The organism is uncultured Tateyamaria sp. (assembly GCF_947496075.1).
Classification (GTDB): domain Bacteria; phylum Pseudomonadota; class Alphaproteobacteria; order Rhodobacterales; family Rhodobacteraceae; genus Tateyamaria.
In genome coordinates, this window is the sequence record NZ_CANMBJ010000002.1 from 742762 (window position 1) to 757746 (window position 14985).

Below are 14985 nucleotides of genomic sequence, written 5' to 3' on the forward strand. Positions count from 1 at the left end.
GGGACCGCCGGGTCATTTGCATTGCCTGCATGGTTAGGCAATGCAACGGATGTGGGCAAGGGCAGGCGCGTTCGCGTTCCCTTAGGCGGTCTGCATCAGGGGTAGCGACGCGCAGACCTCTGGGAACCCGATGGAGGTGTAGTCGATCATCTCGATCTTGGGATGCAGGGCCATCCTGTCCTGAAATACCGCATAGCGCACCTGGCTGGTGCATTTCAGGGTGCCCGCCTCATCGAAGTGATCCCATTCCGTCCAGACCTGGGAATACCCCTTGTTCGGGATACCCGTGGCGACCACCCGCGGCGTGATTTGGGCAATGCGGGATTTGCGGGCCACGTTTCGATACAGCTCGAGGGCTTCCATCAGCACACCGGATGAGCCAAAAACCAGCAACTCGCCCCGTGTATAAAGTGGCAGCGGGTAGGTGAAGTGATCGGTCAGCAGGTCCAACCGATCATTGCAGAATGCGTGCGAAAGTGTCGTCAAAAAACGTGTAAGGGATTGCGTCATCTCAGCCATCCGAATGTGGGGATCAATTTTTATTGACTGAGCAATTAATATCCCCGCGTACGTATGTAAGGGGGAAAATGGCGCAATTTGTCTCAAAATTGCCGCGCGCAAAGTTTTTGACGCAGCGTAACCGGTCAGCGCATCCAGAACCCGTTGGATTTGATCCGATTGCGAATGGCCTGTTCGCGCCGTGGCATGTCGTTCTGATCGAACAAGGCACGGACCTTGGCACCGCGCCCCTGAAAGACCATCCGCTTGATCGGATCGTAGCCTTTGAGGACTTTCTTGATCTTGTTTGGGGCCGTGACTTCCTCGAGGGTGTCGATCACGCTTTGGCTTTCGCGCGCGTAAAGAAGGGGAAAGATGCGGTAGTGGCAGGTGACGCTGCCGTCCAGCAGGCCATGCACGGCGCTGTCACGTCCGCCGCCAAAGCTGTGGATTACGAGAGGCAGGGCCACCTGGTCAAGCCAAGGATCAAGCGGCTGACAGACCAGCGGCGCCGGTGGCGTGTCGCGGATCGCCAGTGCATAGTTCAGAAAGCGGGAGCCAAAGGCATGCGGGCAAGCGCCAAAGAAGAAGCCCGCGTTGAAGTACAGGTAGCGCTTCCAATACTCGTCAGGTTCGGTGGTATCGAGGCTGGATTCGAAATCCAGACCGAACTGGTCATAGAGGGATTTCCAGATCTCGGCGTAACCGGGGCCATAAAGCTCGATCTGCGGCCACGTGCCTTCTCGCCTGAGTGACGCAGACGGGTAATCGAAATCGAATGGCACGGTGGTCAGGTCGCCTGTAACGAGCGTGTCGCTGTCGAAGAATACAAACGGCTCGCCTTCTGGCAAAGCCGTCAGCATCTCGATCTTGTTGCCATAGGGGTAGTGTGCGCCGAAATGCTGGTTCTGAAAGCTGACAATTTCTGCGCCGAGCGCTTGCAAAGCCTCGCGCACATCGCCCGTCATACGAGGGTCTTTGGGCCATAGTGGCCCCGGCTGAGGTTCGGCTATCAGCACGCGTCCCGTGAAGTCAGGGCTTTTGGCGCGCAAAGAGGCAACAAACAACAGCGCCTCGTAACCAAGCCGCCCGGATTGGCCTACAAGGGCAATGTTGAACGTGGGCGGTGCCGATGTCTTGGGTTTGCGTGCCATGTGCCTGTCGATATGCGTTTTCGCTATTTTGTCAGCACTATACGCGGCAGACGGGAACGGCAAAAGCCCCAGATCCGGTCATTCTGGGGGCGGATTCAAAAGATCGTAGAGTTTTTGCAGGCCGGTCAGGATCACAAAGGCGCCGACGGCCCAGATCAGCAGCTCGAACGGGGCGAAATCCGTACCGCGCAGCCATTGACCGACCAGCCCGCCTTGGGGGCGCAGCGCATCCACGCCAAACAGCCCGTCACGCGGCCAAAGGCGCAGGTACCAGAACCGGGAGACATAGAACAGGATCGCCGCCGTTACTGCCGCGATGATCAGCCAGACGATGCGCTTCATTCTGTCACCTCGATCGTGTCCACGTCGATTTCCCAGATCAGCAGATCACCGTGCTTGGTGATCTCGCCCTCGGCAGTGATGAATTGGGCCACGTGGTCATAGGCTTCGCGCGGCAGGCGCGTGCCATCGGGGCCGACAACGAGGAGGAACTCTTCGCCCAGCACAGGCTGGGTGGATACGAAAATGGGTGGCACGTCGCCCAGCAGGCACAGGTTGGCACAGGCCTTGTGCGCCAGCCCGCGCCCCGGGCGCATGGCGCCTGCAAGGCACTTGCCGTCGCAAATCTCGCCCGCCAGTTTCCAGCGGCCCTGCGGTTCGGGCGTGATGTCCGGGGCATCGCCCTCGGCCGCTTGTATTCCGTTTCGACCGCCGCGCAACTGCATCATGTAAAGATCACCGCGTTCCAGCACGATGCCGGACACCTGCGCAAGTTGGCCGTTGAGGGGCATGGCGCGGCCGTCGACACCGGATTTGCCGCCCGCTGTCATCATGAAACTGTCGCCGGGCTTGATCCGATCATTGCCCTCGGTCACGTGGATGACGGGATAGGGCGTCATCTCGACCACGCCGGTGACGGTCTGGCGACCATAGTCGAAGCGGAAGGCACCGGGGCCGGGGTCGTCCTGTGCGGCACCCATCAGGAAACCCGCACCTGCGAGGCCCGAAATCAACAGGATGCAGGCCGTCAGCAGGAATGTCCTCAAGGGGCCGGGGGCGGGCAGGTAGCCGACGAAAAATGGCTTCTCGCTCATGTCGTGGCTCCTTCCTCGGGCAGGTCCGGCTCGGGTTCGGGCAGGGCAACCGGTTCCACATATGTGCCGGGGGGATTGGCGTCCGGGTGCACCTCGACCATGTCCCCCATCACGCGGATGCGGTAGGTGGGCACCTTTTCGGTGAACGGTGCGGGCGAGCGTCCATTGCGCACGTCGTATTGGAAGCCATGCCAGGGGCATGTGACCAGACAATCGATGATCTTGCCCTCGCCCAGCGGCCCGTTCTGGTGGGCACAGGCGTTGGAAATGGCGCTCAGCTTGCCCTCCATCAGGTAGACGGCAACACGGTCGCCGGTCGCAAGCTTGGCGATCTTGGCATAGCCTTCTTGGAAGTCGCCGACGTGCGCCACCTCGGCCCACGCACCATCCTTGGCCGCTGCCTCCGACCGTTCCTGCATCCATGCTGCCAGATGCAGGACGATGACAGCCCCTGCACCCAAGAGGAACAGCACCGTGAACACATGGTTCTGCTGATCCTGCAAAATGCCCAGGGACACATGCGCCGCGACCGAAAAATAGGCCGCATAGATCAGGTAGTGCAGCCGTTTCCACACCGGCGGCGTCAGGAACTTGAGCCAGAAGTCGTGGGATGTCGCAGCAAGGATCAGCAGGCAGACCAGCGCAAATATGCCAAATATTTCAAAAGGAAAGCCCGCGATCTGGCCAAAGCTGGAATTGGCATAGAGCAGGCCTACGTATTTGTCGGAACTGGAAAAAGCGAAATACCAGTTCAGGATGTAGCCCGCGTGCGTCAACGCCACGAAGGCTGTCATCACCCCGAAATGCCGGCGATTGTAGAGCAGAGGCAGAAACCGCTTGTCCAGCCGCGCGGCAGGCCCGATGCACAGGATCACGGTCAACATGACAAAGGCGCAAGCGCCAAAGGCGCGGGCATTGTGGATCTGCGGGTTGATCGGCCACTCGTGGCTGAGCGCGCCGGGCGTGAGGTACAGAAACACCCAAAGAAACGCGGCGACACCCGCCAGCATCACGGCGTCATAGACCCACTTGTTGGGGTTCCACTGAACGGGGATATACTTGACGCTCATTGGCTTGCCCCTTCGGTCAATTGCACTGGGGCAATGTCAGCGGGCCAGGTCTGGCGCACGCTCAGGCCAGCAATGACAATGACCAAGATGCCGATGCTCATGGCGATGATCGCCAGACCATAGGAGGCACGCACCGGGCGATAGCGGTTGGCCCATGCGGCACGTTCGGTTTCAATCTGCCACCAACGCCACAGGACAATGGGCCAGATCAGCAGCACACCGGGGATCAGGAGCGGGCGGAAAACATAGGCCCCGCGCGCATCTTCATCAATTCGGTCGATCCCGATGGTCAGGAACACGGCGGCAACAAGTGCGCCGATCATCCCCCATGTTTGCATCGCCATCACGAGGGCCTGTGCCACGTCCATGGGGTGTCGTCCTTGCGTCAGTTCTGTCGTTCCGCACTGACCCTAACAAGCTGATCCCGTTTGCCCCAAGCGCAAACTGCCGCTTTTGCCGGACAGAGCGAAATTGTGATCATAGTGCGCGGACCACCGCGCCCAAATTCATCGCGTAGGCGGGTTTGGACTGTAAGTCCGTGCCGGTTTGGGTCTATCACTTGGCCCATCTTCTGCGAAAATACCGCCAGAACAGGGAGCAAACTTATGAAAAAACTCGCATTTGCCGCAACTTTGATGTTGGGCACCTCTGCCGCATCCATCGCCGCCGCCGAGTGTGGCGAAGTGTCGATCACGGAAATGGACTGGGCCTCGGCTGCTGTGGTCACCAATGTCGCCAAGTTCCTGCTTGAGCAGGGCTATGGCTGTTCCGTCACCGTAGTGCCCACGACCACCGTGCCTGCCATGGCATCCGTGGCAGAAACGGGTGAACCCGACATCCTGACCGAGCTGTGGACCAGCTATACCGAGGTCTACGAAGACTTGCGCGGCGAGGGGAAACTGGTCGAGCTGTCCAAGGTCCTGTCCGATGGCGGCGTCGAGGCGTGGTGGATCCCGGACTACCTGGCCGAAGCGCATCCCGAGCTGAAAACGCTGGACGGCATCAAGGCCAACCCGCAGCTGGTCGGTGGCCGTTTCCACGATTGTCCGTCGGGCTGGGGTTGCGACGTCACCAACCACAACAACTTCAAGGCCGCCGGGCTGGCGGACTCGGGCGTCGAACGCTTCCAGCACGGCTCGGGCGAAACGCTCGCCACCGCAATTGCGGCAGCCTACGAAGCCAAAGAACCTTGGTTCGGCTACTACTGGGCACCCACATCCGTGCTTGGCAAATATCCGATGGTGCAGGTGGAAATGCCCGCCTATGACGCTGAAACACACACTTGCAACGGTCTGGAAGACTGCGCCACACCCGGCCTGTCCGCCTATCCGGTGTCCAACGTGGTGACGGCCGCGACGCAAGCCTTTGTTGACCGTGAACCCGACGCTGCGGCGCTGATGGGCAATGTCACCTTCACGAACGCCCAGATGGGCGAGGTGCTGGCGTGGCAGGAAGCCAACGAAGCCTCGAACGAAGAGGCCGCCGTGTACTTCTTGACGACCTACAAGGATGTCTGGGGTGGTTGGCTGAACGACGAGGCGCGCGGCAACCTGTCGGCTTTGCTGCAATAAGCTAAGGCGCCGGGGTTCGCCTCGGCGCAACCTTCGCCCCCTTTTGGGCGCAAGATCAAGAAACTGGGGAACGACATGGCAGCCTATGATGGCATCTTCGACGGCCTTGGCCTGCGGGATTGGTGCGACGTGGGCAAGGAAGATGCGCCCATGTCCATGGCGCAACTTCTGGCCCAGAGTGGCGGCGGCGGCGCAGTGGCAGAGGAGGGTGGTTTGCCGTTTCCATCCCTCGACGTGCTGCACGAGGCCTGCGGGCGCATCGGCCAGACCCGCGACTTGACGGCCGGTATCGAGCGGGGGTTCCTGTCGATCCGGTCCGAGCTGAAATTCGTCCTCGACCCCATCACGCAGCCGCTGAGCTGGATGCTCGACGGCACGCTTTGGGTGTTCCAATCCGCACCCTGGTGGGTGATGATTCCCGCGCTGTTGCTGATCACATGGCTGGTCAGCCGCTCGAAATCCGTGACCGCTTTCGTGGCCCTCGTCCTGCTGTTTTTCGGCTTCATCGACCACTACGAGGTCGCGATGCAGACCCTCGCCATCGTGTTCGTCTGTACCGGGCTTTCTGTCCTGCTTGGCGTGCCCATCGGCATCGGCATGTCCAAATCGGACACGGCGCAGCGCACCATCGTGCCCATCCTCGACCTGCTGCAAACACTGCCCACCTTCGTCTACCTGATCCCGCTAATCTTCCTGTTTTCCGTCACGGAATCAAAGCTCTACGGCATCGCCATCATACTCTACGCCATCGTGCCGGTCATCCGCCTGACTGATCTTGGCATCCGCTTGGTGGACCGCGACGTGATCGAGGCTGCCAACGCCTTTGGCCTGACCGCATGGCAAAAACTCAGCCGGGTTGAGCTGCCATTGGCGCTGCCCAACATCATGGCGGGCGTGAACCAGACGATCATGATGAGCCTTGCGATGGTGGTGATTGCCTCGCTTGTCTCGGCCCCTGGCCTCGGTGTGCTGGTCCTGCGGGGCATCCGCAACCTCGAACTGGGCGTGGGTATTGTCGCGGGCTTGGGCATCGTGCTGCTGGCCGTGATCCTTGATCGCGTGTCCAAGGCCGCGCTCGCCCGTGTCGACACCGGACGCAAGGAACGCTGACATGACTGCAAAAGTGTCCCTGCGCGGACTGTACAAGATCTTTGGGCCCGATGACACGGCGATGGTGCCCCATGTCCAAGCGGGTATGGACAAGACAACCTTGCTGGAAAAGCACAAACATGTGCTGGGTCTGCGGGACATCAACGTGGATATGCAGCCGGGTGAGATCACGGTCATCATGGGCTTGTCTGGCTCTGGCAAGTCCACCCTGATCCGGCACCTCAATCGTCTGATTGACCCATCGGCGGGCGAAATCCTCGTCGATGGGCAGGACGTGATGAAGATGGGGCAGGCGGCCCTGCGGACCCTGCGGCAGAAACAGATGTCGATGGTGTTTCAGAAATTCGCGCTGCTGCCGCACAAGACCGTGCTGGAAAACGCGCAACTGCCGCTGAGTGTGCAGGGGGCGGACAAGGCGACCTGCGATGCCGAAGGGCGCAAATGGCTGGCACGCGTGGGGCTTGAAGGGTTCGAAGATCGCTATCCCGCGCAACTGTCGGGTGGGATGCAGCAACGGGTTGGCATCGCCCGTGCGCTCACCGCCAACACCGATATCATGCTGATGGACGAGGCGTTCTCGGCCCTTGACCCGCTGATCCGCACCGACATGCAGAACCTGCTGCTTGAACTGCAAAAGGAACTGCACAAGACCATCGTCTTCATCACCCACGATCTGGATGAGGCGCTGAAACTGGCCGACCACCTCGTGATCCTCAAGGACGGCGCGGTGGTGCAACAGGGCGAACCGCAGGGCATTTTGCTTGCGCCCTCAGACCCTTACATCGAAGACTTCGTCAGCGACATCAACCGCGCCCGCGTGCTGCGTGTCCGGTCGGTGATGAAACCCATCCAAAGCGACAACTTCGACGGAGAGGTCGAGGCCTCCCGCAACCTCGAAGATATGATCGCGCTGACGGGTGGGGATACCAACCACGTCTACAAAGTGACGGATGGAGGCGAGGTTGTCGGTCAGCTCGACATGAAGGACCTGGTCAAGGCGCTCGTGCCGCGCGTGTCTGGGTCATAGCGGGCGGCTTAGGGTTTGAATGGTGGGCGACCTTGGAATCGAACCAGGCGTGCGTCTCCGGCAGGTGAGGCACCCGAAATGCTTTTGAAACTGCAAGCGCACAAACAGCGCCAGTCTATATCAAAAGTATAGAGATGAATTTGTGTTGGCACATTTGAATGCAACTCTTGTTCAGTTTGGGTGGATTTTACTAAGGATACTGTTATGCAAAACAGCTAATTCGAGGGCGGGGATTTGGATAAGAAAGAGACATCAGATTTGTTTCTAAAGGGCAGGGAGGCTTGGATTCGTTGGGCTGGCGATATGACACACTCTCGCCCTGCGACATCAAACACATCGTACCAAAAGTGGAAGCGGGATGCTCGAGTGGAATTTGAAAATTTTTCATTCGCTGCGGACTTTGTTCTTGGTGCATACGGTTTCCCTGGTGACGTAACATTCAGAAATTGCCGTTTTGCAGGAGAAATAGAGTTGCCGTCGCTGGAATCTCGTCACCACTGGACTTTCCAACAATGTGGGTTCCAAAGTGGGATAAAAACACAGCAAGGTACAGTGAACCAGGCGCTCACTTTCAGTCATTGTACCTTTTCGACGCCAAAGAAAATGAGTCCATTAGTTTTGGATGACACCTCATTTTCGAATTCGGTTGTGATCAACTATTCAAATGTTGCGTCAATTAGCTTAAAAAAGGCAATTTTTAGCCAGGGGATAGATATCTCCTATTTAAGCTGCGGCCGTGCAGACTTTTCGGGTTCACACATCAATCACAGATCGAGTTTCTTAAGGTTTACAATCCGATCAACATCCAACTTTTGGGGAGCGAGGCTAGCTGGTGTCAAGTTTGAAGAATCCAAGCTTCATCTCGCAAGATTCCAATCGGCTGACATCTCAGGCGCAAGGTTTCACAAGACGTCACTTATCGATGCCAATTTTACAGGTGCGACTTTTGATCAAGGCACGTCTCTGGAAAACTCAAAGGTGCAAGGTTGTGTAATTTCGCGTATCGACTTGGACACGATGGACAACTTCGGAGGTTTAACCGTCGGAGCGCGAATGTCGATGAGTATTTCCGACGATACTGCAGATCTAAGGCAAAGCTACTCTGGCTTTTTTGGAACTTTGCATACTCTGTCACTGTTTGTGTTCTGTTTCCCCTATCTGTGGTTTCTACTGCAACGCTGGTACGAAGCCAATCTGGCAGTGGATATCAAAGTGACAAAGGTGCCGCTTTGGCAAGCATTCGTCCGATATGTGTACTCGGGAGGAGAAGCTTGGAGGACCGCGGCTGAGGTGAGCTTGTCGTTCTATGTTTTCTTAGCAGCGCTGTTGTTAAACGGACTGCGGGTCGCACTGCTTCTAAAGACCAAGCAACTTGAGCGAGTTGAGGAAGTCACCGGCGTTCCAGCTCGTTTCAGCCTCAATGATAAGACTTGGTTTGGCCTGAGGTGGCGCCATCTTGCAGCAATGATGACTGGCGTCAGCATACTCTTTGTCCTGATCACACTCTACAACACCTATAACTTTTCTCGAATAGGCGTTCCAGTCTGAGGGTTTGTTGCTTAGTCAACGCTTCGAAGACCGGTAGGAAACATGCAGAAACGGTCTGCTGATCTTCAAAGCGGGGTTCGGCTTGAGCTGCAACAAACGGCTCATCTTTGCTCTGTCTGAGAGCATCTGAGGAGTGAGGGGTTGCGCCTATTCGACCTGTAAACGATTTGTAAACCGTCAAGTCAGAGGGCAGCCTTGGGCATGCATAAGGGTGCTTAAGTGTCTGAGTTTATAGTGGTGGGCGACCCTGGAATCGAACCAGGCGTGCGTCTCCGCGAGGGAGTTACAGTCCCCTGCCACACCTTGCGGCCTGTCGCCCACTACGCCATTAGGGCCTGAACCCCGGTGGCGTGAGCGCGTGATTACCGGGACGTATATCAAGGGTCAAGGCACAAAATCAGACCCCAAGGGCCAAAGGTGCAAAGATGAAAAAACCCAAATGGGTCGTCGAAAAGGAACAGGCGAAAAAGGCGGACGCGGCAGCAACCGTCTGGCTGTTCGGTTTGCACGCGGTGCGCGACGCGCTGCTGAACTCAAAGCGCGAAAAACTGCGCCTCATGGTGACGCTGAATGCTCACAACAAACTGGAAGACGCCATTCTGACCGCGGGGATCACCCCGGACATCATTGATCCGCGCAAGTTCAAGCCGCCCATTGATCCCGGCTCGGTCCACCAAGGCGCAGCGCTTGAGGTCAAGCCGCTCGACTGGGGCAGCCTTGCGGATGTGGCCATCGGGGCCGAAGCACCGCGTCTGATCCTGCTCGACCGGGTGACGGACCCGCACAATGTGGGGGCGATTCTGCGCTCGGCCGAGGTGTTGGGGGCGTCCGCCGTCATCGGCACGCGCCATCACGCGGCACCCGAGACCGGTGCGCTGGCCAAAACAGCCTCCGGTGCGTTGGAACGCCAACCCTACGTGCGGGTGCGCAATCTGGCGGACGCCATCGTTGAGTTGCAGGGCATGGGCTACATGGTGCTGGGCCTCGACGGCGAAGCCGAGGCGACGATTGAGACTACCCTGAATGGTCAAAAGGATCGTGCCGTCGCGCTGGTCCTTGGCGCCGAAGGGCCCGGCCTGCGCCAGAAAACCCGCGAAACCTGTGATGCGCTGGTGAAAATCGACGCGGCAGGTGGGTTTGGCTCGCTCAATGTCTCAAATGCGGCTGCGATTGCCCTATATGCCTCCAAGGACCACGCATAGGAGGCGACCATCGCCCACCCCACGAAGATCGCCACCTGCTGCTATTGCGGCACCCGTGCCGCCCTTGTTCTGACAGGGCGCGAGCGCCACGAACTGGCATGTTCCAATTGCGGTGCCCCGCTGCACGACCTGAAGATGTTGCCCAGAAAGCGATCAGGTGACCGCGAAACCGTGCGACCCTCGGCCATTCGCCAAAAAAACAGGCCGAAACCCAGCAAGAAAAAGTACAAGAAGCGCAAGTCGCGTTGGGCGGATATTTTCGACGATGCGTTTGATATCATTGAAGACATTTTTGACTGAGCGCTGCGCTGCGGCTGGCCGGCCAAATCCGATCTTTAAGTTTTCGTTCACAGATTTGCGAGAGGGTCTTTTGCAAGACGTGAGCGATCATATCTTTAAAGGTGAACCACAGGTTTGGAACTCCTGTAGGTTATTTCACTGTCCCTCGTTCCGCACCTCCGCGCCCCTTTCGCTTTGCGATCGGGGCGTTTTTTTGGGAACGTGACCGGACAGGGGGAAATCATGTCCGAAACCTATACCGATGCGCATCTGAAACAGGTCCTGACGGCAACCAAGGTTGTCGCAGTCGTGGGCGTGTCCACCAACCCGGTGCGGCCCAGCTACTATGTGGCGCGGTATCTCGCGCTCAAAGGGTTCACCGTGATCCCCGTGAACCCCGTCTACGCGGGTGAAACGCTGTTTGGACGCCAGATCGTCCCTGATTTCGATTCGTTCGATGACCCCGTCGACATGGTCGATATCTTCCGCCGATCCGAAGCGGTGCCCGAGATCGTGGATACGGCCATGGCCCGCATTCCAACCCTGAAAACGATCTGGATGCAGATTGGCGTGGAGCATGCCGAAGCCACGGCCAAGGCGCGTGCGGCGGACCTGACGGTCATTCAGAACCGTTGCCCCAAGATTGAGTATCAGCGTCTGTTCGGTGAGTTGCGGATGGGCGGGTTCAACACCGGCATCATCTCATCCCGGCTCTAGCCGCTTTTCTGTTTTCATCAGTTCCCGCTGGGCGGACACCACATTCGCGAAAAGCGGGCGCAATACATCACGTCGTGTGCAGGCGAAGCCTTTAGAGAGAATTGCCGTTCAGCGCACACGCAGCCAGATCTGACTCTGGCAAACGAGGCCCAGACAACCCGACACCGTCATCCGATTGCCATTGACCCGCATCCTGGCGTTGTAGTTGCGATTGTGCGCTGGCACGAAAGCGCGGCCCTCATAGACGTTGCTGGACCCGATCATGTCCCAGAACACGCGCTGACCGATTGTGGCCGCACTGATGGGTTCGCCAGACGGGGCAAAGACTGTAACGATTGTCCCGCAATAGGCGACGCCGCATTTCTTGGCATCCACATGCGCAGTCTGGCCCTTGCGGTCGGGCGGGGTCAGCCACACGCCCTCCGGTCCCGATGCCACCGGAGCGGGAAGAATGCCCAGCCACAGGGCTGCGGCGGGCATGACAAATTTAGCCAACAGACGTGTCATGATACACGGCATTGTACCACAGAACGCGATGAACCCCGATGGGCGTCTTGGTCGGTCCGGGTTCCGCGCGTACGGACTAGGACCAAACCGGGGGATCGGGTATGAAAAACCCCGTGCCAAAGGGCACGGGGCATGGGCCAAAAGACGCCTATGGTATCAGTTCACGCGCGACCATGTCTGCTTTTTACAGAACGGACCGACACAGCCCGACACGTTCAGGCTGTTGCCGCTCAAAGCCATCTTTGACTTGAAGACCTTTCCGGTCGACGGCTGCCAGATCTTGCCCGAAGCATAGCTCCCGCCGCCCTGCGGCTCCATATCCCAAACAAGCTGCTTACCGACATTCTCGGACGCAATGGGGCCACTGGCGTCAAAGGCCTTGGCAATTGTGCCGCAAATCTTTGCGCCGCACTTGCTCATCGCGATATGCGCATAAGCCCCATCGTCAACTTCAGTTTTCCAAGTGCCCAGCACAGGATCGGCCATTGCGGCTCCCGCGCTGGCGATCGCCACACATGCGGCTGCAATCAGGTGTTTCATGAGTGTCTCCTCCGTAATGGCCGGAACTCTGATCCATCGGGAAGCGATATGGCAAGAATGACCTTGGGTCGCGTTGCGAATCTTGACGATAGGTGCAAGGACGCGAACAGACAGTGAAAGGCCTGACAACATGATCCTGTACCCCGCCATCGACCTTAAGGACGGCCAGGCCGTGCGCCTCGTACATGGGGACATGGACAAGGCCACCGTGTTCAACGACGACCCGGCGGCACAGGCGCGCGCCTTTGTAGAGGCTGGATGCGAATGGCTGCACCTTGTCGATCTCAACGGCGCCTTTGCAGGTGAGCCGGTCAACGCGGCCCCGGTCGCGGCGATCCTGAAATCCTGTGACGTGCCTGCACAGCTTGGCGGCGGCATCCGGGACATGGCGACAATCGAAATGTGGCTGTCCAAGGGCCTGCAGCGGGTCATCCTTGGCACCGTGGCGGTCGAAAACCCCGATCTCGTGCGCGAGGCGGCCAAAGCCTTTCCCGGTCATGTCGCCGTGGGCATCGACGCGCGGAACGGCAGGGTCGCGACCAAAGGCTGGGCGACCGAAACAGATGTGGATGCCACTGACCTCGCCAAATCCTTCGAGGATGCAGGCGTGGCCGCGATCATCTACACCGACATCAACCGCGATGGAGCCATGGGGGGGCCAAACATCCCCGCCACGCAGGCCTTGGCCGAAGCAGTAGACATTCCCGTCATCGCAAGTGGCGGGGTGTCGTCACTGGATGATCTGACGGCGCTCAAGGCGACAGGCGTGATCTCAGGCGCCATCTCGGGCCGCGCGCTCTACGATGGGGCCATTGACCTCGCCTCAGCGCTCGCGGCCCTCAAGGGCTAGCGCTTATTGCGCAGCGCCATCGGTAAACTTGCCCAACGCGCCGGTCATGGTCTGGACGTAAGCGGCATCGTCAGCCACCCCACCCAGCTTGCCCAACATCGCCGCCGGGTCTTCGTAGGCGATCATGGTCTTGCCGGTCTCGTCTTCGAACACCGCGATTTTCATCGGCAGGAACAATGCAGATGTCCGGTCATCCAGCATCGCCTGTGTGCCCAGTTTGGGATTGCCAAAGATCAACAACTCCGAGGCGCCGATGTCTTCGCCCACACCTTGCGCACCAGCCCCGTGATCAACACGGGCAAAGATGGTCAGCCCAGCCCCTTCAAGGGCTGCCTGGAGCGCATCCATTGTCTCGCCCACACTCTTCGCGGATTCCTTGCGAACAATCCCGTTGTCACCAGCCATTGCCGTACCTGCCAAAAAAACGCTCATCACCAGAGCCATAAAAATCCGCATCACGCGTCTCCTCGCTTGCAATAGCCTGAACCTGTCATATGAGCGAGCGAAGGCCATGCACCTTTCCGTGAAGGGGCGCAGATGGGCGGAAATACTCCATCATCTTGCGGAATAAACTCCGGGGGAGGCCGCAGGCTCGGGGCAGAGCCCCTTTCCCCGCTGTCAAATCCACGCTACCAGACGCGCATGTTGAAAACGCGCATCATACCATGTCTCGATGTTGCCGACGGCCGCGTGGTCAAGGGCGTGAACTTTGTCGACCTGATCGACGCCGGTGATCCGGTCGCGGCCGCACGCGCCTACGACGCCGCAGGCGCGGACGAGCTGTGTTTTCTGGACATCCACGCAACTCATGAAAACCGCGGAACGATGTTCGACCTGGTGCAACGCACGGCAGAACAGTGCTTTATCCCGCTGACCGTGGGCGGTGGTGTCCGGACGGTGGCGGATGTGCGGGCGCTGCTGCTGGCAGGGGCCGACAAGGTGTCGTTCAACTCCGCCGCCGTGGCGGACCCGGATGTACTCGCGCGCGCCGCCGACCAGTTCGGCAGCCAATGCATCGTCTGCGCCATCGACGCCAAGACGGTTGCACCGGGGCGCTGGGAAATCTTCACGCACGGCGGCCGTAAACCCACAGGCATCGACGCCGTCGACTTTGCCCGCACCGCCGCCGAAAAGGGGGCAGGGGAAATCCTGCTGACTTCCATGGATCGCGACGGGACACGCGCAGGGTTCAACCTGCCTCTGACACGCGCCATCTCTGACGCCGTACCGATCCCCGTGATCGCAAGCGGCGGCGTCGGCACGCTCGATCACCTTGTTGATGGTGTCACCGAAGGGGGCGCATCCGCCGTTCTGGCCGCCTCCATCTTCCACTTCGGTGATTACACAATCGCCCAGGCCAAGGCGCACATGGCGGCCGCCGGTATCCCAATGAGGCTGACATGACGCTGGACGACCTCTTCGCAACAATCGAAGCCCGCAAAGGGGCCGATCCCGACAGTTCCTGGACCGCCAAATTGTTGGCCAAGGGGCCCGAGAAATGTGCCGAGAAGTTTGGCGAGGAAGCGGTCGAAGCCATCATCGAAGCGATAAAAGACGACAAATCCGCCCTGACATCCGAAGCAGCAGACGTGCTCTACCACCTGCTGGTCATGCTGGCATCGCGTGACGTCGCCCTGTCGGATGTGATGGATGAACTGGCTCGCCGCCAGGGTGTTTCCGGGCTTGCTGAAAAGGCATCCCGACCTGGCTGAGTTCAATAGTTATATTGCATAACTACCTGTCTTCATCTTGCCAGATAAACTTCGGGGGTTTGGGGGCAGAGCCCCCTTTTCAAACATTAATCGCGTCGCGCAGCGC

18 protein-coding genes and 1 tRNA gene are annotated in these 14985 nt (G+C 59.0%); 9 read left to right on the plus strand and 10 right to left on the minus strand.

Translation table 11 applies throughout. The features are described from left to right. Positions 1 to 81 precede the first annotated feature (81 nt). From Q1A51_RS07630 to Q1A51_RS07655, 6 genes are all read right to left on the minus strand, one after another. A complete protein-coding gene (locus Q1A51_RS07630; protein WP_299597852.1) occupies positions 82 to 519 on the minus strand; it encodes a hypothetical protein in 438 nt (145 codons plus the stop codon). 125 nt (positions 520 to 644) lie between these two features. Continuing rightward, entirely contained in the window at positions 645 to 1652 is a 1008-nt protein-coding gene (locus Q1A51_RS07635; RefSeq protein WP_299597849.1) for a hypothetical protein, read from the minus strand. Positions 1653 to 1730: 78 nt separating this feature from the next. Further along, on the minus strand, positions 1731 to 1994 hold the full coding sequence (locus Q1A51_RS07640) for a hypothetical protein (protein WP_299200918.1): 264 nt from the start codon (positions 1992 to 1994) through the stop codon (positions 1731 to 1733). Beyond that, positions 1991 to 2746, minus strand: a complete 756-nt coding sequence (locus Q1A51_RS07645) for a hypothetical protein (protein WP_299597846.1) — start codon at positions 2744 to 2746, stop codon at positions 1991 to 1993. Before Q1A51_RS07645 ends, Q1A51_RS07640 begins: the two co-directional genes overlap by 4 nt. Beyond that, a complete protein-coding gene (locus Q1A51_RS07650) occupies positions 2743 to 3816 on the minus strand; it encodes a Rieske 2Fe-2S domain-containing protein (RefSeq protein WP_299597843.1) in 1074 nt (357 codons plus the stop codon). The genes Q1A51_RS07645 and Q1A51_RS07650 overlap by 4 nt, the downstream gene beginning before the upstream one ends. After that, complete coding sequence (locus tag Q1A51_RS07655) at positions 3813 to 4184, minus strand: hypothetical protein (protein WP_299597840.1); 372 nt, start codon at positions 4182 to 4184, stop codon at positions 3813 to 3815. The genes Q1A51_RS07650 and Q1A51_RS07655 overlap by 4 nt, the downstream gene beginning before the upstream one ends. 237 nt (positions 4185 to 4421) lie before the next feature. On the opposite strand from Q1A51_RS07655, the gene Q1A51_RS07660 reads away from it, so the two are divergent. From Q1A51_RS07660 to Q1A51_RS07675, 4 genes are all read left to right on the plus strand, one after another. Beyond that, entirely contained in the window at positions 4422 to 5387 is a 966-nt protein-coding gene (locus Q1A51_RS07660; protein ID WP_299597836.1) for a glycine betaine ABC transporter substrate-binding protein, read from the plus strand. 75 nt (positions 5388 to 5462) lie between these two features. Further along, positions 5463 to 6497, plus strand: coding sequence for an ABC transporter permease subunit (locus tag Q1A51_RS07665; RefSeq protein WP_299200904.1), 1035 nt, complete (start codon positions 5463 to 5465; stop codon positions 6495 to 6497). Between the two features lies 1 nt (position 6498). Next, positions 6499 to 7524, plus strand: a complete 1026-nt coding sequence (locus tag Q1A51_RS07670) for a betaine/proline/choline family ABC transporter ATP-binding protein (RefSeq protein ID WP_299597831.1) — start codon at positions 6499 to 6501, stop codon at positions 7522 to 7524. Positions 7525 to 7758: 234 nt separating this feature from the next. Then, complete coding sequence (locus Q1A51_RS07675; protein ID WP_299597828.1) at positions 7759 to 9072, plus strand: pentapeptide repeat-containing protein; 1314 nt, start codon at positions 7759 to 7761, stop codon at positions 9070 to 9072. A 235-nt stretch (positions 9073 to 9307) separates the two neighbouring features. On the opposite strand, the gene Q1A51_RS07680 is transcribed toward Q1A51_RS07675, so the two are convergent. After that, positions 9308 to 9391 (minus strand) — tRNA-Tyr (locus Q1A51_RS07680). Positions 9392 to 9497: 106 nt separating this feature from the next. Between Q1A51_RS07680 and rlmB the strand changes: the two genes are divergently transcribed. Both rlmB and Q1A51_RS07695 read left to right on the plus strand, forming a co-directional pair. After that, a complete protein-coding gene (gene rlmB, locus Q1A51_RS07685) occupies positions 9498 to 10274 on the plus strand; it encodes a 23S rRNA (guanosine(2251)-2'-O)-methyltransferase RlmB (protein WP_299597825.1) in 777 nt (258 codons plus the stop codon). Between the two features lie 522 nt (positions 10275 to 10796). Continuing rightward, entirely contained in the window at positions 10797 to 11270 is a 474-nt protein-coding gene (locus Q1A51_RS07695; protein ID WP_299597822.1) for a CoA-binding protein, read from the plus strand. Between the two features lie 108 nt (positions 11271 to 11378). Here Q1A51_RS07695 and Q1A51_RS07700 read toward each other — a convergent pair whose 3' ends face one another. Together Q1A51_RS07700 and Q1A51_RS07705 are read right to left on the minus strand one after the other, a co-directional pair. Then, positions 11379 to 11777: a DUF2147 domain-containing protein gene (locus Q1A51_RS07700; RefSeq protein WP_299597819.1), complete on the minus strand. Its 399-nt coding sequence runs from the start codon at positions 11775 to 11777 to the stop codon at positions 11379 to 11381. A 156-nt stretch (positions 11778 to 11933) separates the two neighbouring features. Next, on the minus strand, positions 11934 to 12317 hold the full coding sequence (locus Q1A51_RS07705) for a DUF2147 domain-containing protein (protein WP_299200889.1): 384 nt from the start codon (positions 12315 to 12317) through the stop codon (positions 11934 to 11936). Positions 12318 to 12447: 130 nt separating this feature from the next. Between Q1A51_RS07705 and hisA the strand changes: the two genes are divergently transcribed. Then, complete coding sequence (gene hisA / locus Q1A51_RS07710; RefSeq protein WP_299597815.1) at positions 12448 to 13167, plus strand: 1-(5-phosphoribosyl)-5-[(5-phosphoribosylamino)methylideneamino]imidazole-4-carboxamide isomerase; 720 nt, start codon at positions 12448 to 12450, stop codon at positions 13165 to 13167. Positions 13168 to 13170: 3 nt separating this feature from the next. Here hisA and Q1A51_RS07715 read toward each other — a convergent pair whose 3' ends face one another. Next, entirely contained in the window at positions 13171 to 13623 is a 453-nt protein-coding gene (locus Q1A51_RS07715; protein ID WP_299597812.1) for a DUF302 domain-containing protein, read from the minus strand. Between the two features lie 186 nt (positions 13624 to 13809). Between Q1A51_RS07715 and hisF the strand changes: the two genes are divergently transcribed. Next, positions 13810 to 14571, plus strand: a complete 762-nt coding sequence (hisF, locus tag Q1A51_RS07720; RefSeq protein ID WP_299597809.1) for an imidazole glycerol phosphate synthase subunit HisF — start codon at positions 13810 to 13812, stop codon at positions 14569 to 14571. After that, entirely contained in the window at positions 14568 to 14879 is a 312-nt protein-coding gene (locus Q1A51_RS07725; RefSeq protein WP_299597806.1) for a phosphoribosyl-ATP diphosphatase, read from the plus strand. The genes hisF and Q1A51_RS07725 overlap by 4 nt, the downstream gene beginning before the upstream one ends. Positions 14880 to 14985: the final 106 nt, after the last annotated feature.